Annotated in this window: 18 protein-coding genes; 5 read left to right on the top strand and 13 right to left on the bottom strand. The window is 68.2% G+C overall.

Annotation, left to right across the window (positions count from 1 at the left end):
- Positions 1 to 339: 339 nt before the first annotated feature.
- The 3 genes from kynA to kynB all read right to left on the bottom strand — a co-directional run bounded on the left by kynA (position 340) and on the right by kynB (position 3,296).
- Complete coding sequence (gene kynA, locus WS87_RS14540; RefSeq protein WP_059820322.1) at positions 340 to 1,266, bottom strand: tryptophan 2,3-dioxygenase; 927 nt, start codon at positions 1,264 to 1,266, stop codon at positions 340 to 342.
- A 94-nt stretch (positions 1,267 to 1,360) separates the two neighbouring features.
- Positions 1,361 to 2,614 (bottom strand): kynureninase, encoded by a 1,254-nt coding sequence (kynU, locus tag WS87_RS14535; protein WP_059820321.1) that lies wholly within the window; start codon positions 2,612 to 2,614, stop codon positions 1,361 to 1,363.
- A gap of 40 nt (positions 2,615 to 2,654) precedes the next feature.
- Complete coding sequence (gene kynB / locus WS87_RS14530) at positions 2,655 to 3,296, bottom strand: arylformamidase (protein ID WP_059820320.1); 642 nt, start codon at positions 3,294 to 3,296, stop codon at positions 2,655 to 2,657.
- A gap of 130 nt (positions 3,297 to 3,426) precedes the next feature.
- Here kynB and WS87_RS14525 point away from each other — a divergent pair, with 130 nt between their 5' ends.
- Positions 3,427 to 3,927, top strand: coding sequence for an Lrp/AsnC family transcriptional regulator (locus WS87_RS14525; protein WP_044844460.1), 501 nt, complete (start codon positions 3,427 to 3,429; stop codon positions 3,925 to 3,927).
- Here the strand turns inward: WS87_RS14525 and WS87_RS14520 are convergent.
- The 3 genes from WS87_RS14520 to WS87_RS14510 form a co-directional block, all read right to left on the bottom strand.
- Positions 3,914 to 4,423: a flavin reductase family protein gene (locus WS87_RS14520; protein ID WP_059465659.1), complete on the bottom strand. Its 510-nt coding sequence runs from the start codon at positions 4,421 to 4,423 to the stop codon at positions 3,914 to 3,916. The genes WS87_RS14525 and WS87_RS14520 overlap by 14 nt on opposite strands.
- A gap of 274 nt (positions 4,424 to 4,697) precedes the next feature.
- Positions 4,698 to 5,363, bottom strand: coding sequence for a hypothetical protein (locus tag WS87_RS14515; RefSeq protein WP_059690586.1), 666 nt, complete (start codon positions 5,361 to 5,363; stop codon positions 4,698 to 4,700).
- Entirely contained in the window at positions 5,360 to 6,766 is a 1,407-nt protein-coding gene (locus WS87_RS14510) for a selenium-binding protein SBP56-related protein (protein WP_059820319.1), read from the bottom strand. Before WS87_RS14510 ends, WS87_RS14515 begins: the two co-directional genes overlap by 4 nt.
- Before the next feature lie 565 nt (positions 6,767 to 7,331).
- Between WS87_RS14510 and msrA the strand changes: the two genes are divergently transcribed.
- The gene (msrA, locus tag WS87_RS14505) at positions 7,332 to 7,892 is read left to right on the top strand and encodes a peptide-methionine (S)-S-oxide reductase MsrA (RefSeq protein WP_059527848.1); all 561 of its coding nucleotides are present in this window, start codon (positions 7,332 to 7,334) and stop codon (positions 7,890 to 7,892) included.
- 54 nt (positions 7,893 to 7,946) lie between these two features.
- On the opposite strand, the gene WS87_RS14500 is transcribed toward msrA, so the two are convergent.
- From WS87_RS14500 to pdxH, 3 genes are all read right to left on the bottom strand, one after another.
- Positions 7,947 to 9,263: a DUF72 domain-containing protein gene (locus WS87_RS14500; RefSeq protein ID WP_059820318.1), complete on the bottom strand. Its 1,317-nt coding sequence runs from the start codon at positions 9,261 to 9,263 to the stop codon at positions 7,947 to 7,949.
- A 23-nt stretch (positions 9,264 to 9,286) separates the two neighbouring features.
- Positions 9,287 to 10,507, bottom strand: a complete 1,221-nt coding sequence (locus tag WS87_RS14495; RefSeq protein WP_059527843.1) for an SAM-dependent methyltransferase — start codon at positions 10,505 to 10,507, stop codon at positions 9,287 to 9,289.
- 130 nt (positions 10,508 to 10,637) lie between these two features.
- On the bottom strand, positions 10,638 to 11,282 hold the full coding sequence (gene pdxH, locus WS87_RS14490) for a pyridoxamine 5'-phosphate oxidase (protein ID WP_059820317.1): 645 nt from the start codon (positions 11,280 to 11,282) through the stop codon (positions 10,638 to 10,640).
- A gap of 128 nt (positions 11,283 to 11,410) precedes the next feature.
- On the opposite strand from pdxH, the gene tcdA reads away from it, so the two are divergent.
- Positions 11,411 to 12,268 carry a tRNA cyclic N6-threonylcarbamoyladenosine(37) synthase TcdA gene (gene tcdA / locus WS87_RS14485; RefSeq protein ID WP_059527837.1) on the top strand — a complete coding sequence of 286 codons (858 nt, stop codon included), beginning with the start codon at positions 11,411 to 11,413 and terminating at the stop codon, positions 12,266 to 12,268.
- 103 nt (positions 12,269 to 12,371) lie between these two features.
- Here the strand turns inward: tcdA and trxA are convergent, their stop codons facing one another.
- Together trxA and WS87_RS14475 are read right to left on the bottom strand one after the other, a co-directional pair.
- Positions 12,372 to 13,220 (bottom strand): thioredoxin, encoded by an 849-nt coding sequence (trxA, locus tag WS87_RS14480; RefSeq protein WP_059820316.1) that lies wholly within the window; start codon positions 13,218 to 13,220, stop codon positions 12,372 to 12,374.
- 52 nt (positions 13,221 to 13,272) lie between these two features.
- Complete coding sequence (locus WS87_RS14475; RefSeq protein ID WP_059820315.1) at positions 13,273 to 14,154, bottom strand: pirin family protein; 882 nt, start codon at positions 14,152 to 14,154, stop codon at positions 13,273 to 13,275.
- A 249-nt stretch (positions 14,155 to 14,403) separates the two neighbouring features.
- Between WS87_RS14475 and WS87_RS14470 the strand changes: the two genes are divergently transcribed.
- Positions 14,404 to 15,282: an EamA family transporter gene (locus tag WS87_RS14470; protein ID WP_179952344.1), complete on the top strand. Its 879-nt coding sequence runs from the start codon at positions 14,404 to 14,406 to the stop codon at positions 15,280 to 15,282.
- A gap of 45 nt (positions 15,283 to 15,327) precedes the next feature.
- Here WS87_RS14470 and WS87_RS14465 read toward each other — a convergent pair whose 3' ends face one another.
- Positions 15,328 to 16,854, bottom strand: coding sequence for an N-acetylmuramoyl-L-alanine amidase (locus tag WS87_RS14465; protein ID WP_059820313.1), 1,527 nt, complete (start codon positions 16,852 to 16,854; stop codon positions 15,328 to 15,330).
- Entirely contained in the window at positions 16,836 to 17,387 is a 552-nt protein-coding gene (tsaE, locus tag WS87_RS14460) for a tRNA (adenosine(37)-N6)-threonylcarbamoyltransferase complex ATPase subunit type 1 TsaE (protein ID WP_059820312.1), read from the bottom strand. The genes WS87_RS14465 and tsaE overlap by 19 nt, the downstream gene beginning before the upstream one ends.
- A gap of 17 nt (positions 17,388 to 17,404) precedes the next feature.
- On the opposite strand from tsaE, the gene queG reads away from it, so the two are divergent.
- Complete coding sequence (queG, locus tag WS87_RS14455) at positions 17,405 to 18,640, top strand: tRNA epoxyqueuosine(34) reductase QueG (protein WP_059820311.1); 1,236 nt, start codon at positions 17,405 to 17,407, stop codon at positions 18,638 to 18,640.
- Positions 18,641 to 18,687: the final 47 nt, after the last annotated feature.

Raw genomic sequence — 18,687 nt, 5'->3', positions numbered from 1 at the left:
TCAGCGACCTTCGCGCGTGAGCGCGACGCGTTCGTCGAGCAGCTTGCCGGCCGGCGCCGGCAGGATCCCATGGTGGTGGTCGCGGAACGCGGCAGACGTGCGTGCCACGGCGAGACGCTTCGGCGTGTGACCGAACGCGTCTCGACGCGATGTCGAAAAGGGCGAGCCGGCGCGTATGGAAGCCAGCACGTCTGCGGTCGAACGATTGTGCGGTGCCGCAACGAAATGGCTATGCGCTCGCCAGCGGCACGTCGGAGTCTCGTCGGTGTCGGCGCGCGTGCGCCGGACAAAATGGCCCGCACGTCGTCGTGACACACGGGCGCATGACACACGAGCGCGTTACAGCGTGGTGCGCACGTGCCAGAGCTCGGGGAACAGCACGACGTCGAGCATCTTGCGCAGATACGGCGCGCCGCTCGTGCCGCCGGTGCCCTGCTTGAAGCCGATGATGCGCTCGACGGTCGTCACGTGACGGAAGCGCCACTGGCGGAACGCGTCCTCGAGATCGACGAGCTCCTCGGCCATCTCGTAGAGCTCCCAGTGCTGCTGCGGGTGACGGTAGACCTCGAGCCACGCGGCTTCGACGGTTTCGTCGTGCCGCATCGGCTGCGTCCAGTCGCGCTCGAGCCGCTCGGGTGCGATCGGGAAACCGCGCCGCGCGAGGAGGCGCACGACCTCGTCATAGAACGACGGCGCCTCGAGCGTCGCGCGCACCTGTTCGAGGATGTCGGGCCGGTGCGCATGCGGCTGCAGCATCTGCACGTTCTTGTTGCCGAGCAGGAATTCGAGCTGCCGGTACTGATACGACTGGAAGCCCGACGACTGGCCGAGGTACGGCCGCATCGCCGAATACTCGGACGGCGTCATCGTCGACAGCACGCTCCACGCCTGCACGAGCTGCTCGAGAATGCGCGACACGCGCGCGAGCATCTTGAACGCGGGCGGCAGCGCGTCGCCGCGCACCGCGTCGAGCGCGCCGCGCAATTCGAACAGCGCGAGCTTCATCCACAGCTCGCTCGTCTGATGCTGGATGATGAACAGCATCTCGTTGTGATCGGGCGACAGCGGATGCTGCGCGTCGAGGATCGAATTCAGCGACAGGTAGTCGCCGTAGCTCATCGACTTCGAGAAATCGAGCTGCGCGTTGTGCCAGCCGGCTTCGCCCGAGGCATCGCCCGGCACGTGCGGTGCTTCGTGTGCCGGTTGGGCCGCGCGTGCGCCCGAGAACGGGCAGCCCGCCGGCGCATCGTCGCCGGGTGGCTGCATATGACCAGAATTCACGACTCTCTCCAGAATTGAATGACGGGGGCGCGGCGCGCAATCCGCATGTCACCGCGGCGCGCGCCGGGCAAAAAGCCGGTCAGGTCACCGCGCCGCGCTCGGCGAACTCGGGTGCTTTCCACGCATCGGTGGCCAGGATGTCGCGCAGCGTCTCGACGGCATCCCACACGTCGACGAAGCGCGTATAGAGCGGCGTGAAGCCGAAGCGCAGCACATACGGCTCGCGGTAGTCGCCGATCACGCCGCGCGCGATCAGCGCCTGCATCACCTCGTAGCCGTGCGGATGCTCGAAGCTCGCCTGCGAGCCGCGCTGGTGATGCGCGCGCGGCGTGACGAGCTTCAGCGACAGGCCCGCGCAGCGTGCCTCGACGAGCGCGATGAACGCATCGGTCAGCGCGAGCGACTTGCGGCGGATCGCGTGCATGTCGGTCTGCAGGAACACGTCGAGTCCGCATTCGACCATCGACATCGACACCATCGGCTGCGTGCCGCAGAGGAAGCGCGCGATGCCCGGATCGGGCGCGAAGTCCGGCTGCATCGCGAACGGCGCGCGATGGCCCCACCAGCCCGACAGCGGCTGCGAGAAGTGCGCGTGATGACGGTGCGGCACCCACACGAACGCCGGCGAACCGGGGCCGCCGTTCAGATACTTGTACGTGCAACCGATCGCGCCGTCCGCACGCGCACCGTTCAGGTCGACCGGCACCGCGCCGGCCGAATGCGCGAGATCCCACAGCATCAGCGCGCCCGCGTCGTGCACGAGCTGCGTGACGGCCGGCATGTCGTGCATGTAGCCGGTGCGGTAGTTCACGTGGGTGATCATCGCGACGGCCGTGTCCGCGCCGAGTGCGTCGGGCAGGTCTGCCGGATCGTCGATCAGGCGCAGTTCATAGCCGCCGCCGAGCTGTTCGATCAGCCCTTGCGCGATGTACAGGTCGGTCGGGAAGTTCGAGCGCTCCGACACGATCACGCGGCGTTCCGGCGCGCGCTCGGCCTGATGGCGCAGCATCGCCGACAGCAGCTTGAACAGGTTGATCGAGATGGTGTCGGTCACGACGGTCTCGCCGGGGGCACCGCCGATCAGCGTTGCGAGCTTGTCGCCGAGGCGGCGCGGCAGCGCGAACCAGCCGGCGGTGTTCCAGCAGCGGATCAGGCCTTCGCCCCATTCGGCGCCGATCACCTGTTGCGCGCGGGCGGCCGACGCGCGCGGCTGCGCGCCGAGCGAGTTGCCGTCGAGATAGATCACGCCGTCGGGCAGCGCGAACTGGTCGCGCAGCGGGGCGAGCGGGTCGTCGCGGTCGAGGGCGAGCGCGTCTTCACGGGTCTTGATCATGATGTCGGGTCAGTGGTTCTCGGGTCAGTGGTTCGGTGAATCAGGAGGATCGGCCGGGCAGCGCGCGCAGCACCGCACGCACGGGGCTCGCGTCGAGCGTCGCGAACTTCAGCGGCAGCGCGATCAGTTCGTAGTCGCCGGGCGGCACGTCGTCGAGCACGATCCCTTCGAGGATCGCCATCCGATGCGCGCGCACGCGGTGATGCGCATCCATGGTCTTCGATTCCTGCGGGTCGAGCGACGGCGTGTCGATGCCGATCAGCTTCACGCCGCGCGCGGCGAGCAGGTCGACGGTTTCGGGCGCGACCGCGCAGAAGCCGCTGTCCCATTGCTCGACACTGGCGCGCGCATAGGTGCGCAGCAGCACGCGCGGCGGCACGCCGTCCAGCGCGGCGTCGATGTCGGCCGGGCGCACGACCGGCGACGCGCCGATGCAGTGGATCACGCGGCACGGGCCGAGATAGGTGTCGAGCGGCACCGCGCCGATCGGTGCGCCGTCGGCGTCGTAGTGGAGCGGCGCGTCGCAGTGCGCGCCCGTGTGCGGCGACAGCGTCAGACGCGCGACGTTGACCGGCGAGCCGGCCTCCATCCGCCAGACGCGTTCGACCGAAACCGGCGTGTCGCCCGGCCACACGGGGGTGGCGGGGCTGACGGGCGGCGAGATGTCCCAGAGTGTGTCCATGGCATGACGAAGCGGTGAATCGATGCTTCGAATGATAGGTGGACGCTCGCAGAAAGTGCTTGCGAAATAAACATGGACAATCCGCCCGATTGGCAGATAATTCGACTCAGAGGGAAAACGGGGACCAAAAATGCACGCGATCACGCTCGATGCCACCGACTGCCGGATTCTGGCGGTACTGCAGGAGGAGGGCAGAATCAGCAATCTCGACCTGGCGGAACGGATCTCGCTTTCGCCGTCCGCCTGTCTGCGCCGGATGCGCCTGCTCGAGGAGCAGGGCGTGATCGAGCACTATCGCGCGTGCCTGAGCCGCGAGAAGCTCGGCTTTGAGCTCGAGGCGTTCGTGCAGGTGTCGATGCGCAACGAAGAGAATCAATGGCACGAGCGCTTCGCGGAAGCGCTGCGCGAATGGCCGGAGGTGGTCGGCGCGTTCGTCGTGACGGGCGAGAGCCACTATCTGCTGCGGGTGCTCGCGCACAACCTCAAGCACTACTCGGATTTCGTGCTGAACCGGCTCTACAAGGCGCCGGGCGTGATGGACATCCGTTCGAACATCGTGCTGCAGACGCTGAAGGACGAAGCGGGCGCGCCGGTCGGGCTGGCGCGCATGGGGGCGATCAAAGCGGTGTGAGGCCGTGGAAGCCGCCGCCGTGGAACACGAGCGGCGCTGCGGCATCCGACGCGGCCCGCACGCCGCAGCGTTCCACTTCGCCGACGAAGATCACGTGGTCGCCTTCGTCGTAGCGGCTGCGGTTATGGCATTCGAACCACGCGAGCGCGCCGTCGAGCACCGGCATGCCCGAGTTGCCGGCCGCGTGCGCGATCCCTTCGAAGCGGTCGCCCTTGTAGGTCGAGAAGCGCTTGCACAGGTCGAGCTGCGACGCCGCGAGCACGTTCACCACGTAATGGCTGTTGTTGCGGAACACCGGGGTCGACGCCGATTTGTGCGCGAGACTCCACAGCACGAGCGGCGGGTCGAGCGATACCGAGTTGAACGAGCTTGCGGTGATGCCGATCAGCTGCCCGGACGGGGCACGCGTCGTGATGACCGTGACGCCGGTCGCGAACTGCCCGAGCGCCTGGCGAAAGGCGGCCGAGTCGAAATCCGGCGGGGTGGCGTGGTTCATCGGGCGGCCATCCGGAACGAAACGGACGGGCGCGGCGCGCGGCGGATGCAACGGGCGCGGCGGACGAAAGGCGACAAGGCCAGGGCGGTCGGTTGGGAAGTGGTGCGCATGGCCCGATTTTAGCGGAATCGCGACCGCCGGACCCGTGCGGACGGCGCATCGCGGGGCGAGCGTGAGGTAGCGAACACTGTCGCGCGGCGCCGGCGCCATGCTGGAATGGTCGTTCTCGCGCTTTTCGTTGCGCGTCACACGAGGCCGCTCCCCGAGCCGGGCGCTAGGCCGTCGCCGCCAGCCCGAGCGACAGCGCACCCGTCAGGATCAGGCTGGACGCCCACACCGCATCGAGATTGAACCAGCTCCGCGCGACGAACTTCAGCCCGAGATAGCGGTACACGAGCCACGCGAGCACGCCGCCTGCGCCGATCATCGCGGCCGCGTGCACGGCCGCGACGACAAGCGCCATCCCGAGATGCGCATCGACGAGCGTGGCCGCCGCGCGATGGCCGGCGTCCCGGTCGAGCCCGCAGAGCCCGAGGTAAATCGGCACCAGCATCAGCCCCGCACCGTGCGCGAGCGCAACCGCAAACGACCACAGGCCGAGCCGCGCGGGCGGAATCCGCGCGAGCGCACGCGGATGCCGCCGCCGGATCAGCAGCACCACGCCGAAGCCGATCACGAGCGCGCTCGCGCCGATCCGGATCGCCGACTGCCACGCAAGCAGCGCGGCAAGCAGCCCGAACGGCAGCATCACCATGAATACCGCGAGCGCGTGGCCGAGCGCGAGATAGCCGAGCGCGGCGACGAGCGCGCCGTCGCGGCGCGTCATCAGCGCGTTCGACACCGCGAGCGGCCAGCCCATCGCCGGATTGAGCCCGTGATAGACACCGCTCGCGAGCACGGCCGCCCACAGCGCGAGCGGCGCGGAGAGGCCTGCGCTCAACGCTTGACCGACGGATAGCAGAACGAGTCGGTCGAGCAGTCGCCGCCTTCGAGCCGGATCTGGTGCGCGCGATAGCCGTCGGGGAACTCGACCCAATAGTCGTCGGCGAGCGTCAGCCCGCCGTCCGGCCCCGCATGCGCGAGCACCTGCGCGGCCGGCACGCCGTCCGGATAAAACTGGTCGTCCCACGTCGAGTAGAGCGAGTTGGTCCAGTACACGCGGCGGCCGTCGCGGCTGATTTCCACCATCTGCGGGCCGCCGGCGAACGCGCGGCCGTTCGTGTGCGGCGCGCGGCGCACGATCCCGCCGATACGCACCGACCCCGCGAGCACCGGGTGATGCGGATCCGACACGTCGTACTGGCGCATCTCGCCGGTGCCCCAGCACGACACGTACAGGAAGCGGTCGTCGAGCGACAGGTCGATGTCGGTCACGAGCGGCGGCACCGCGCCGAAACCCTTGAGCAGCGGCGGCAATTCGTCGGCCGCGGCCGGTTCGGGCGGAATCGTCGCGGTCTTCTTCACATGAAACTGGCCGTCCTCGCGCCACCAGGTCCAGATCGATCCTTCGAGAGTGGTCGTGTCGACCACGACGCCGACGAAACCGTATTCGCGTACCGGATCGTGCGCGGGCCGCACCTCGAGCGCCATCTGGTGATGCGCGCCGAGATCGATCGTCTGCACGTTGCGCCGCGCGCGCAGGTCCCAGAAATGCAGCCGGTGGCCGTAGCGGTTCGCGAGCAGGTCTTCCGGCACGATGCCGTTCTCGAATTGCGGCGGCAGCGCCCATTCGCTCGACACCATGTAGTCGCGCGGCAGGTTCCACCAGAAGTCGTAATGCTTGTCCTGCGGGCCACGGTCGATCTCCCAGCGGCCGAGCACGTCGAAAGTCTCGCAATCCATGATGAAGATGCCGGGCGCGCCATCGGTGCCGTCCTTTCCCGCACCGCCGAGCGTGCTCACGTAAATGCCTTCGGGGCCGCAATGAACCGTGTGCGGCCGCGAATAGCCGGTCTTCGCGAGCACCTCCTCGGGCTCGATGATCTTGTGGATGCGCGCCTGCGTCGGGTGCGGCTTCGTGTCGATCACGTAGATCCGCGACGAACGCAGGCCCGGGATGATCAGGAAGCGGCGCTCGAGGAACGCATGGCCGGTCAGCGGCGACAGCGACGACGAACACGCATTCCAGCCGAAGTGGTGGAATTCGTCGCCGGTGTTCGGCATCGTCACCGTGTGCACGATCTTGCCGTAGGTCGCCGAGCCGGGTTTCACGTCGATCACGGCGAGCGCGTCGGGTCTGGAAAAATCGGGGCTCAGCAACAACGTATAGGCAAATTCCTCCGCCGGCGCCTGCATCGCAAGCTCCGGCGAAGCGTGAAATGTCGGGTCAGGCCGCATGCTCATCGTAGTGCCTCTTTCGGTCGTATCGGATCACGGGCGCACGGACGTTCGCTGCGAACGTGCGGGTCGAACGGGTTGCGTGACGGGAACGCACTGGCGGCCTCGCGCGATTGGAGGACGTGCGGCGCGGTGCATCAGGTCGGGAAAGGAGGGAAACGTTGTGCGCCGGATCGCCGCGCACGCAGCGCAACGGGCGCACGGCGGCGCGAGGGAGCGGGCGCGGTGAAAGCGCCGGCGGTCGGGCCCGCGATGCGGGCGAATTCTGCTGAGGCGTGCATATCGATGTTCCGGCGGATGATGTTGGCATCAGGACGGGCATGCATCGGACGCTGTGCGCAGCCGGACGGTGTGCCGTCACGGCGAAGCGTGCCTAAGTGTAGACGAGAAACGCGCGGCCGGTGGTGCGCGGCACGCTTGCGGTTCTGCCGGATTCGCGCACGAGTGAGATACTTGAACGCTGCCGCTGCGCATCGGGCAACCGGGCCGCAGCCGGGCAGCGGAGATAAGGACCGGCGACACCGGCGCGCGCCCGCGTGCCGGCCGTCGTCATCAACGAGGTAATGATTTCATGGTGAACGAGATGCTTGAAACCGCGACTGTTGGCGGCGGGTGTTTCTGGTGTACGGAGGCCGTGTTTCTCGACGTCGACGGCGTGACGGCCGTCCAGTCGGGCTATGCAGGCGGCCATACGCGCAATCCCGGCTATCGCGACGTATGCGACGGCGATACCGGTCACGCGGAGGTCGTGAACGTGACGTTCGATCCGGCGCGCATCGGTTATCGCGAGATCCTCGAGATCTTCTTCGCGACGCACGATCCGACCCAGCTGAACCGTCAGGGCAACGACGTCGGCACGCAATACCGTTCGGTCGTGTTCACGCATTCGGACGCGCAGCGCGACGTCGCGCTCGACGTGATCCGCGAACTGGAGCGCGAGCAGGTGTTCGGGCAGCCGATCGTCACGCAGGTCGTGCCGCTCGACGACAACTACTGGCCGGCCGAGGACTATCACCAGAACTATTACGCGCGCAATCCGGGGCAGGGCTACTGCTCGGTCGTGATCGGGCCGAAGCTCGCGAAATTCCGCCAGAAGTTCTCGCACCGGCTGAAGTCGCTGCGCGGCGCGTAATCGGTTTGCCGGCGCGGTTCGCCGGCGCGCAAACGGCGCCCGCGCCCGCGATGCTTACGCCGCCTCGCTGCGCCAGTGCGCGCACGCGGCGGCGATCTCGCGCGCGAGCGCGAGGCACGACAGCGGCGCGGAGCCTTCCGCCTTGTTGTTGATCGTGATGATCACGGGCTGTCCGGCCAGCGCGTAGCGCGCGGCCAGCTCGGCGAGCGCCGAGCGCGTGGCCGGATCCTCGTCGACGAGCTTGTCGAACGGCTCGTATTTCGCTTTGGCCTGTTCGTACTTGAAGCCGCCATGCAGGCTCCAGCGCACGATCAGCGGGCCCGGCGCATCGCCGTCGAGCAGCGCGAGCGCGGCCGCCTGGCGCAGCGGGTCGGGCATCCGCGCATGCAGGCCGACGCAGTAGCGCACGCCGAGCGTCGCGAGCGCGCGGATGAAGCGCGGCGTGAGCAGGCTCGCGTCGCGGATCTCGATCGCGTAGCGCGTGCCGTCGGCGTCCGGCGGCAGCGTCGGCAGCGCCGCGAAGAACGCCGACAGCCGGTCGATCAGCGCGGCCGGTTCGGCGAGCAGTTGATCGGGCATCGGAGAAAACTGGAACACCAGCACGCCGGCCTTCCTGCCGAGCCCTTCGAGGCACGGCTGCACGAATTCGCGAGTGGCGAGCTGCGCGTCGAGAAAGGTCGGATTCGGGCCCGACGGCTCGCCGCGCCGGCCGCGCACGACCGCATCGGTGACGGACGCCGGTGCCTTCACGACGAAGCGGAAGTCGTCCGGCACCTGTTGCGCGTAGCGCAGGTAGTCGGCCACCGACAGCGGCCCGTAGAACGACCGGTCGAGGCTCACGCTCTTCAGCAGCGGATGTGCGCCGTACGCCTCGAGCCCCTCGCGAGACAGCTTCGTCTGCGCGAAATCGCCGTCGTAGACGATGCCGTCCCAGCCGGGGAAATACCACGACGACGTGCCGAGCCGCACGTTCGGCGGCAGCGCGGCCGCCGCGTCGGCGACTTCCGCGGAAACCGGTGCGGGCGGCACGCCGCGCCGACGCCGGGCCTTCTTCGGCGGCGTGGCCGGCGGTGGTCCGTCCCAAAGCATGCCGGAGGCGGGCGGCGGTTCCGGTTCCTGGTCGGCGGGAAGGCGGGGCGATGCACGGCCGGCGCGTGCGGGCGACTTTGCCGGTCGCGCAGTGTCGTGTTCGTCAGGCGTCGCGCGATCGCCGGCGCCTGCGGGGTTGTCGTCGTCCGCGGGCGCGGACGCGCGCGCGTCGTCGGGCGACGCGCCGAACAGGTCGAACTGCCCGTCGGCGTGCGACTCGTCCGGTTCGTCGCGCTGCTGTCGTTGCGGCGGCGTGCCGCGCCGCGTCCTGCCGTCACCCATGCATGCCCAGCGTGAAGTGCCGCCTAGCGCGGCAGCGTGTGTTCGTACATGTAGCGCCGTGACCACGGCAGCGTTTTCGCGCTGCGTCCGGCCTTGCGACACACGATCTGGAAGATCGACACGTCGTCGTGCTCGAACGCATACGCGCAACCGGCGAGATACACGCGCCAGATGCGGAATTTTTCGTCGTCAACGAGCGTGCGCGCCTCTTCCGCCTTCGCCTCGAAATTCTCGGTCCAGATTTCGAGCGTGCGCGCATAGTGCCGCCGCAGGCTTTCGACGTCAATCGCCTCGAGCCCGCCGCGCTGCGCCGCTTCGAGCGCGAGGCTGATGTGCGGCAGCTCGCCGTCCGGGAACACGTAGCGGTCGATGAATTCGCCGCCGCCGAGCGCCGTTTCGCCGCTTTCCGCGTCGGTCGACGTGATTCCGTGGTTCATCGCGATGCCGTCGTCGGTGAGCAGATCGTGCACGCGCGAGAAATAGAGCGGCAGGTTCTTGCGGCCGACGTGCTCGAACATCCCGACGCTCGTGATGCGGTCGAACTGTCCCTCGATCTCGCGGTAGTCCTGCAGGCGGATCTCGATCTTGTCCTCGAGCCCGGCGGCTTTCACGCGCGCGGTCGCGAGATCGAACTGGTTCTGCGACAGCGTCACGCCCAGGCACGTCGCGCCGAACTTCTGCGCGGCGCGCAGCACGAGCGCGCCCCAGCCGCAGCCGATGTCGAGCAGGCGCTGGCCGGGCTCGAGCTGGATCTTGGTCAGGATATGGTCGATCTTCTTGATCTGGGCGGTCGAAAGATCCTCGTCGCCGTTCTCGAAGTACGCGCACGAATACACCATGTTTTCGTCCAGCCACAGCTGGTAGAAGGCGTTCGAGACGTCGTAGTGATACTGGATCGCCTTCCTGTCGGTGTTTTTCGTGTGATTGAAGTAGCGCTTCACGCGCGCGAGCTTGCTTGCGCTGGTGACCGTGCTGCGCGCGAGCGAGTAGCTGATGTTGATGATGTCCGACAGCCTGCCCTCGATGTCGATCTTGCCCTTCACGTACGCCTCGCCGAGATTGTCGAGGCTCGGTTCGAGCAGCAGCGGCAACGCCGACGCGCTGTTGACCTTCAGCGTGACCTGCGGCGCGCTGAAGGTGCCGAAATCGAGTTGATCGCCGTTCCACAGCACGAGTCGCGCCGGTATGTTCGCTTTCGCCCGTACTTCGTCCGCCCACTGTGCCAGCTTCTTTTCCCAGAACATTTGGATTCTCCGTTTGTTCGTTGAATCGAATACAGCCAAGTATCTTGACCGGCGCCCATGCCTTGCGACGTGGGCGCCCGGATGCAACACGAGACACGGCCGGCGCGCGCCGGCACTGCGGCAGCCGCGCTTACGGCGACAGGCGCGAGATCGTCCAGCCCGACCCTGCCGCGGCGTCGCGCGTATAGAGCAGGCGGTCGTGCAGCCGCGACGGGCGGCCCTGCCAGAATTCGATCGCGTCGGGCACGACGCGGTAACCGCCCCAGTGCGGCGGGCGCGGCGGATTCTCGCCGTAGCGTTCGGTCACGGCCTTTTCGCGCGCTTCGAGCGTCGCGCGGCTGTCGATCACGGCACTCTGCTCGGACGCCCACGCGCCGATGCGCGAGCCGAGGGGGCGCGACGCGAAATAGCGGTCGCTTTCGTCGGCGCTGGTTTTCTCGATCCGGCCTTCGATGCGCACCTGGCGCTCGAGCTCGATCCAGTAGAACAGCAGCGCCGCATGCGGATTGGCGGCGAGATCGCGGCCCTTGCGGCTTTCGTAATTGGTAAAGAAGACGAACCCGCGTTCGTCGACACCCTTGATGAGCACGATTCGGGCCGACGGCTTGCCGTCGTCGCCGACGGTGGCGAGCGTCATCGTGTTGGGCTCGGGGAGCTTGGCGGCGAGCGCCTCCTTGAACCAGCGATCGAACTGGGCGAAGGGGTTGGGGGCGGCATCGGCTTCGTCGAGCGAAGCACGCGAATAATTGATGCGGAGATCGGCGAGAGTCGTCATGTTATGCAAACGCTTCAATCTGGGGCCAGTATAGCGAACGCGCGAGAATCGTGCGTGCACAGGGACGCGTGTCGGCGGGGAGTTCAGGCAAAATAGAGGACTGCACGACTTACGTTTTCCTTGCTGCCATGTCCGCTGCCGACACTGCCCCGCACAGTTCCTCTGATCTTACCCCGAGCCCGACAATCCAGCTTGACGTGGATCGCGAGCGCCGCTTCGGCGGCATCGCGCGCTTGTACGGCGCCCCCGCGCTCGCCGCGTTCGAACGCGCGCACGTCGCCGTGATCGGCATCGGCGGCGTCGGGTCGTGGACGGCCGAGGCGCTCGCGCGCAGCGCGATCGGCACGCTGACGCTGATTGACCTCGACAACGTCGCGGAAAGCAATACGAACCGGCAGATCCACGCGCTCGACGGCAATTACGGCAAGCCGAAGGTCGACGCGATGGCCGAGCGGATCGCGCTGATCGATCCCGCGTGCCGTGTGAACCGGATCGAGGATTTCGCGGAACCCGACAACTTCGACGCGCTGCTCGGCGGCGGCTTCGACTACGTGGTCGACGCGATCGACAGCGTGCGCACGAAGGTCGCGCTGATCGCGTGGTGCGTCGCAAAAGGGCAGCCGCTCGTCACGGTCGGCGGCGCGGGCGGGCAGCTTGACCCGACGCGTATCCGCATCGACGATCTGGCGCTGACGATCCAGGATCCGCTGCTGTCGAAGGTGCGCGCGCAGCTGCGCAAGCAGCACGGCTTTCCGCGCGGGCCGAAGGCGCGTTTCAAGGTGAGCGCCGTGTATTCGGACGAGCCGCTGATCTATCCGGAAGCGGCCGCGTGCGACATCGAGGACGGCGCGGAGCCGTCCGCCGCCGCGCATGTCGCGGGGCTCAACTGCGCGGGGTTCGGTTCGAGCGTATGCGTGACCGCGAGCTTCGGCTTCGCGGCCGCCGCGCATGCGCTGCGGGCAGTCGCGGCGCGCGCCGCGGGCTGATCGGCGAGCAGATCGACACGCGGAAGAATGTCGCGGCGCGGCAGACCTGCCGTGCCGCGACAAGGCGATTCGGCCAGACCATCGCGGCCCGGCCGGTCGTTCGTCAGTTGAGCGCCATGCTCAGCTTGCGCCGCCATGCGGCGACGAGTTCGGGGCGATCGCCCGCCAGCTCGAACACCGAGATCATCGTGCGGCGGCCGAGGTCGTCGCCATACGCGCGGTCGCGCAACACGATTTCCAGCAACTGCTCGAGCGCGCCTTCGTATGCGCGTCGCGCGATCAGGCTCTGCGCGAGGTCGAAGCGTGCGTCGAGATCGGCCGGATTCGCCGCGATGCGCGCTTCGAGCGCGTCGGTCGGCGGCAGGTCGGCCGTCGCGTCGAGCGCATCGAAACGGGTCTTGATCGCCTGGTAGCGCGGATCGCCGCTCTGTATCGTCTGCGGCGACAGGCGCTCGGCCTCGGCGCGCGCGGCGTCCACCTGGTTGTTCGCGAGCAGCAGTTCGATCAGGTCGAGCCGTGCGTCGTCGAAGCCGGGATTCAGCGCGAGCGCCGCTTCGAGGTGGGTCAGCGCATCGTCGTAGCGCGATTCGGCGATCGCGTATTGCGCGGCGCGGCGCTCGGCTTCGTCGGGCGCCGGCAGCAGCCGGTCGAGGAACGCGCGCAACTGGCCTTCCGGCAGCACGCCGATGAACTGGTCGACGGGACGCCCGTCGGCGAACGCGATCACGTGCGGGATGCTGCGCGTCTGGAAGTGCGCGGCGAGTTCCTGGTTCTCGTCGACGTTCACCTTCACGAGCTTCCAGCGGCCTTCGTAGTCGGCTTCGAGCTTTTCGAGCAGCGGACCGAGCGTCTTGCAGGGGCCGCACCACTGCGCCCAGAAGTCGACCAGTACGGGCGTGTCCAGCGACGCCTCGATGACGTCTTTCTCGAAAGTGGCAAGCGTGGTGTCCATGTCGTTCTCTTCCGTTCGAATGTCGTCAGGATGGGGGCAGCGTGCCCCTTTTTCAACGCGGCTTCGATTCGGGCAGCGGAATCCACTCGGTTTCGCCGGGCACCTTGCCCATTTCCTGGTTCGTCCACGCCTGTTTCGCGCGCTCGATCGCGTCGCGGCTGCTGGCGACGAAGTTCCATTCGATGAAGCGCTCGCCGTCGATCTTCGCGCCGCCCAGCAGCATCGCGCGCGCGCCGCCGTCGCTCGCGAGCGTGACGGTGGCGCCGGGCGCGAGCACGGCCATCTGCTCGGCCGGCACCGACGTGCCGTCGATCGAGAGGTCGCCGTCGACCACGTAGACCGCGCGCTCCTCGTGCGATGCGTCGAGTTCGAGGCGGCCGCCGGCCGCGAATTCGGCGGCCACGTACAGCGTGCGCGAGAACGTCGTGACGGGCGAGCGCAGGCCGAACGCGTCGCCGGCGATCACCGTCAGCGATACGCCGTTCTCGTCGCGCTTGGGCAGCGTGTCGGCCGCATGGTGCTCGAACGACGGCTCGGTGGTCTCGTGGGCGACGGGCAGCGCGACCCAGGTCTGGATCCCGTGCACCGTGTGGCCGCTCGCGCGCTGAGCGTCGGGCGTGCGCTCCGAATGGACGATGCCGCGACCGGCCGTCATCCAGTTCACGTCGCCCGGCACGATCTCCTGCAGCGAGCCGAGGCTGTCGCGGTGCAGGATCGCGCCGTCGAACAGATAGGTGACGGTGGCGAGTCCGATGTGCGGGTGCGGGCGCACGTCGAGCCCGGTGCCGGCCGGCAGCGTCGCGGGCCCCATGTGATCGAAGAAGATGAACGGACCGACGAGGCGCGCGGCGAGCGCGGGCAGCGTGCGGCGCACCTGCAGGTTGCCGATGTCGCGAACATGCGGCTTGAGCAGGGCTTTGATCGAATCGGTCATGGCGGGCCTCGTGGGCAACGGCTGGAATGCCGGTCATTGTACTGGCGGCGCGGTGGCGACGCGCGCGTCGGGGGCGCGTGCGAAATGACTCCCCCGCGATGCGGACGTGCGGGCACGAGTCGTGCGAGCGCCATGTCGTTGCACCCGTCGCCGATTCCATGCGCGCCGCGCGGGTATCGGGCCGCACGGCGAAATTGGGTAGACTGAGCGGCTTCAGGAAACCATCCGACAATTGAGGAGACGCCGATGATGGCCCCGAAGGACTTGCTGCTCGCGCTGGTCGTGATCCTGGCGTGGGGCGTGAACTTCGTCGTGATCAAGGTCGGCCTGCACGGCATGCCGCCGATGCTGCTCGGCGCGCTGCGCTTCACGCTCGCGGCGGTGCCCGCGGTGTTCTTCGTGCGCCGGCCGCAGATTCCGTGGCGGATGCTGATCCTGTACGGCGCGACGATCCAGCTCGGCCAGTTCGCGTTCCTGTTCACCGGCATGTACGTCGGCATGCCGGCCGGCCTCGCGTCGCTCGTGCTGCAGTCGCAGGCATTTTTCACGCTCGTGTTCGCGATGCTGTTCCTCGGCGAGCGGCTGCGCGTGCAGAACCTGATCGGGCTCGCGATCGCCGCGGGCGGGCTCGTGGTGATCGCGGCGCAGGGCGGCCGCGCGATGACGCTCGCGGGCTTCCTGCTGACCATCTGCTCGGCCGCGATGTGGGCGTTCGGCAATATCGTCACGAAGAAGGTCGGCAAGGCCAATCTGGTGTCGCTCGTCGTGTGGGCGAGCCTCGTGCCGCCCGTGCCGTTCTTCCTGCTGTCGCTCTGGTTCGAGGGGCCGCAGCGGATCGGCGCCGCGATGGCCGGGCTCGACGGCGCGTCGATCTTCGCGGTCGTCTATCTCGCGTTCGTCGCGACGCTCGTCGGCTACGGCCTGTGGAGCCGCCTGATGTCGCGCTATCCGGCCGCGCAGGTCGCGCAGTTCTCGCTGCTGGTGCCGGTCGTCGGGCTGGCGTCGTCGGCGCTGCTGCTCGACGAGCATCTGACGGACGCGCAGCTGATCGGCGCCGCGCTCGTGATGGGCGGGCTCGCTGTGAACGTGTTCGGCGGAAAGCTGGTGCGCCGCTTCGCGGCGTCGTGACGCGCCGGCACGCAGCGCGTGCCGGCGGCGGGGAAGGGCGGCCGGTCAGGCCATCCGGTTCTTCGCGAGCGGCGGATTCGCGGCGAAGTAACGCTTGATGCCGCGGAAGATCGCGTCGGCCATCTCGTCGCGATAGCTGTCGTCGTTGAGCCGGCGTTCTTCGTCAGGGTTGCTGATGAACGCGGTCTCGACGAGGATCGACGGAATGTCGGGCGCCTTCAGCACCGCGAACCCGGCCTGCTCGACCGAGCCCTTGTGCAGCTTGTTGATGCCACCGACTTCCTTCAGCACGTAGTTGCCGTAGCGCAGCGAATCGCGGATCTGCGCGGTCGTCGACATGTCGAACAGCGCGCGGCTGACTGCCGCGTCCTGTGTCTTGATGTTGATGCCGCCGATCAGGTCGGACGAGTTCTCCTTGTTCGCGAGCCACCGTGCCGCGGCGCTCGACGCGCCGTGATCGGACAGCGCGAACACCGACGAGCCGCGCGCGGACGGCGTCGTGAATGCATCGGCGTGGATCGACACGAACAGGTCGGCGCCGACGCGGCGCGCCTTCTGCACGCGCACGTTCAGCGGCACGAAGAAATCCGCGTCGCGCGTCATCATCGCGCGCATGTTCGGCGCGCCGTCGATCTTCGCGCGCAGCTTCTTCGCGATGTCGAGCGCGATGTGTTTTTCGTACGTGCCGCCGCCGCCGATCGCGCCCGGATCCTCGCCGCCGTGGCCCGGATCGATCGCGACCGTCAGCAGGCGCACGGTGCCGCCCTTGCCCGATTTCGGCGCGGTGAACTTGTAGGTGTCGCCGTCGTCTTCGCTGTCGTCGCGGCGTGCGATGACGGGCGGCGGCTTGACGGCCGGCTTCGCGGGCGCCGAAGGTGTCGCGGCGGCCGGCGGCGTGCGCGGGGTGGTCGGCGTGTTCTGCGCGAAGCGCTGGAAGAATGCGTCGCTGTTGTCGCCCGCGGCGGGCGGCGGCGCGGCGGGGCCCGCGAGCGCGGTCGGCGGCTGCACCTGCTGCGCGCGCGCGTTGTCGTTGAGCGCCTGCTCCTTGCGCTCCGTCTGCGCGATCAGGTCGGTCAGCGGATCGGGCGCGACGGCCGGATACAGGTCGAACACGAGCCGGTACTTGTAGGTGCCGACCGGCGGCAGCGTGAATACCTGCGGCTTCACCGAGCCTTTCAGGTCGAACACCATCCGCACGACGTGCGGTTGATACTGGCCGACGCGCACCGACTGGATCTGCGGATCGTTCGGCGCGATCTTCGACACGAGGTCGCGCAGCGCCTGGTCGAGATCGAGCCCGTTCAGGTCGACGACGAGCCGGTCGGGACCCTGCAACAGCTGTTGGCTATTCTGCAGCGGCTGGTCGGATTCGATCGTGACGCGCGTGTAATCGCGCGCGGGCCACACGCGCACGCCGAGCACCGACGATGCGTGCGCGAGCCGCGGCGCGGCGAGACCGAGCACCAGCGTCGACGCGCCCGCGCGCAGGATCTGACGGCGCCGCCAGTTGTGCGTCGCGGTGGCCGCCGATTCGATCGAGCGGAACGGTTTGATCAACATCTTTCGAGACATGCCTTTCCTGAAGCGCTGAACGCCCGGACGGTGAGGGCGCGGCCGTCGCCATCCACGTCGAGCGAGAAAACCAGATCGGGCACGCCGAGCAGGGTGCCCGCCTGTTGCGGCCATTCGACGAGGCAGATCGCGCTGGAATTGAAATATTCGCGAAAGCCGGCGTCGGACCATTCGGCCGGATCGTTGAATCGATACAGATCGAAGTGATAGACCTCAAGTTCCCCATCGTCGCGTGCGAATGCGTATGGTTCGACGAGCGTGTAGGTCGGGCTGCGCACGCGCCCCGGGTGGCCGAGGCCGCGCAGGATCGCGCGCACGAGGGTCGTTTTGCCCGCACCGAGGTCGCCGATCAGCTGGATCTGCAACCCGTCGAACGCGTGTGCATGGGCAAGTTCACTGCGTGCCGCGTCGAGCGCGTGCGCGAAGCGGGTGCCGAAGGCCTCGGTCGCCGCTTCGTCGGCGAGTGCGATCACGCGCTCCGCGAGCGGGACGGGCAGCGTGTCGGCATGAGGCGTATGGGGCGTGGCTGGCATTCTCGTAAAATAGTGCGATGAACCGATTACCGGAACTCGCCGCATCCGACAGACCTTCGACACGTGCCGAAGGCGCGACGCCATGCGCGCTCGATGATGCGACGTTGACAGCGCTCGCCGCGCGCATCAGGGCGTGGGGGCGCGAATTGGGTTTCGGGGCGATCGGCATCAGCGATACCGATCTCTCGGATGCCGAAGCGGGCCTCGCCGCCTGGCTGGAAGCCGGGTACCACGGCGAAATGGATTATATGGCGAAACACGGGATGAAACGCGCGCGGCCGGCCGAACTTGTGGCCGGTACGCGACGCGTGATCTCGGCGCGACTCGCCTATCTGCCGGCCGAAACGCTCGCCGTCGACGCACCCGATGCGTCATCCGGCGCGCTCGTGCCGCACGACTGGCGCGCACGCGAGCGCGCGCGTCTCGACGATCCGCAGGCGGCCGTCGTGTCGATCTACGCGCGCGGCCGCGACTATCACAAGGTGCTGCGCAACCGGCTTCAGACGCTCGCGGAGCGCATCGAGCGCGAGATCGGCGCATTCGGCTACCGCGTGTTCACCGATTCGGCGCCGGTGCTCGAGGTCGAACTCGCGCAGAAGGCCGGTGTCGGCTGGCGCGGCAAGCACACGTTGTTGCTGCAGCGCGACGCGGGTTCGCTGTTCTTCCTCGGCGAAATCTATGTCGACGTGCCGTTGCCGACCGACGCGCAAACCGCGCCCGACGTCGCGCCCGAGACGCCCGGCGCGCACTGCGGCAGTTGCACGCGCTGCATCGGCGCGTGCCCGACCGGCGCGATCGTCGAACCGTATCGCGTCGACGCGCGCCGTTGCATTTCCTACCTGACGATCGAACTGAAAGGCAGCATTCCGGAGCCGCTGCGGCCGATGATCGGCAACCGCGTATACGGCTGCGACGACTGCCAGCTCGTGTGCCCGTGGAACAAGTTCGCGCAGGCCGCGCCCGTTGCCGATTTCGACGTGCGGCACGGGCTCGACCGCGCGACGCTCGTCGAGCTGTTCGGCTGGGATGCCGACACGTTCGACACGCGGATGCAGGGCAGCGCGATCCGGCGCATCGGATACGAAAGCTGGCTGCGCAATCTCGCGGTCGGGCTGGGCAATGCGTTGCGCGCACCGGCCGACCGGCTCGCGCCCGATGCGCGCGACGCGATCGTCGCCGCGTTGCGTGCACGGGCCGACGATCCGTCGCCGGTCGTGCGCGAGCATGTCGAATGGGCGCTGCGTGCCGCATGAAGGCGGCGTAAAGTGTCGTCGGCGCGCGGCGGCGCCGCGCGTTTCAC

This window comes from Burkholderia sp. MSMB0856 (assembly GCF_001524645.2).
GTDB lineage: Bacteria > Pseudomonadota > Gammaproteobacteria > Burkholderiales > Burkholderiaceae > Burkholderia > Burkholderia diffusa.
This window is presented reverse-complemented; position numbering and strand designations above follow the sequence as displayed.

Bases quoted from the DNA above. Each gene is read 5' to 3' on its own strand.
- kynA (WP_059820322.1), bottom strand. From the start codon at position 1,266: ATGCAGCCACCCGGCGACGATGCGCCGGCGGGCTGCCCGTTCTCGGGC.
- kynU (WP_059820321.1), bottom strand. From the start codon at position 2,614: ATGATCAAGACCCGTGAAGACGCGCTCGCCCTCGACCGCGACGACCCG.
- kynB (WP_059820320.1), bottom strand. From the start codon at position 3,296: ATGGACACACTCTGGGACATCTCGCCGCCCGTCAGCCCCGCCACCCCC.
- WS87_RS14525 (WP_044844460.1), top strand. From the start codon at position 3,427: ATGCACGCGATCACGCTCGATGCCACCGACTGCCGGATTCTGGCGGTA.
- WS87_RS14520 (WP_059465659.1), bottom strand. From the start codon at position 4,423: ATGAACCACGCCACCCCGCCGGATTTCGACTCGGCCGCCTTTCGCCAG.
- WS87_RS14510 (WP_059820319.1), bottom strand. From the start codon at position 6,766: ATGAGCATGCGGCCTGACCCGACATTTCACGCTTCGCCGGAGCTTGCG.
- msrA (WP_059527848.1), top strand. From the start codon at position 7,332: ATGGTGAACGAGATGCTTGAAACCGCGACTGTTGGCGGCGGGTGTTTC.
- WS87_RS14500 (WP_059820318.1), bottom strand. From the start codon at position 9,263: ATGGGTGACGGCAGGACGCGGCGCGGCACGCCGCCGCAACGACAGCAG.
- WS87_RS14495 (WP_059527843.1), bottom strand. From the start codon at position 10,507: ATGTTCTGGGAAAAGAAGCTGGCACAGTGGGCGGACGAAGTACGGGCG.
- pdxH (WP_059820317.1), bottom strand. From the start codon at position 11,282: ATGACGACTCTCGCCGATCTCCGCATCAATTATTCGCGTGCTTCGCTC.
- tcdA (WP_059527837.1), top strand. From the start codon at position 11,411: ATGTCCGCTGCCGACACTGCCCCGCACAGTTCCTCTGATCTTACCCCG.
- trxA (WP_059820316.1), bottom strand. From the start codon at position 13,220: ATGGACACCACGCTTGCCACTTTCGAGAAAGACGTCATCGAGGCGTCG.
- WS87_RS14475 (WP_059820315.1), bottom strand. From the start codon at position 14,154: ATGACCGATTCGATCAAAGCCCTGCTCAAGCCGCATGTTCGCGACATC.
- WS87_RS14470 (WP_179952344.1), top strand. From the start codon at position 14,404: ATGGCCCCGAAGGACTTGCTGCTCGCGCTGGTCGTGATCCTGGCGTGG.
- WS87_RS14465 (WP_059820313.1), bottom strand. From the start codon at position 16,854: ATGTCTCGAAAGATGTTGATCAAACCGTTCCGCTCGATCGAATCGGCG.
- tsaE (WP_059820312.1), bottom strand. From the start codon at position 17,387: ATGCCAGCCACGCCCCATACGCCTCATGCCGACACGCTGCCCGTCCCG.
- queG (WP_059820311.1), top strand. From the start codon at position 17,405: ATGAACCGATTACCGGAACTCGCCGCATCCGACAGACCTTCGACACGT.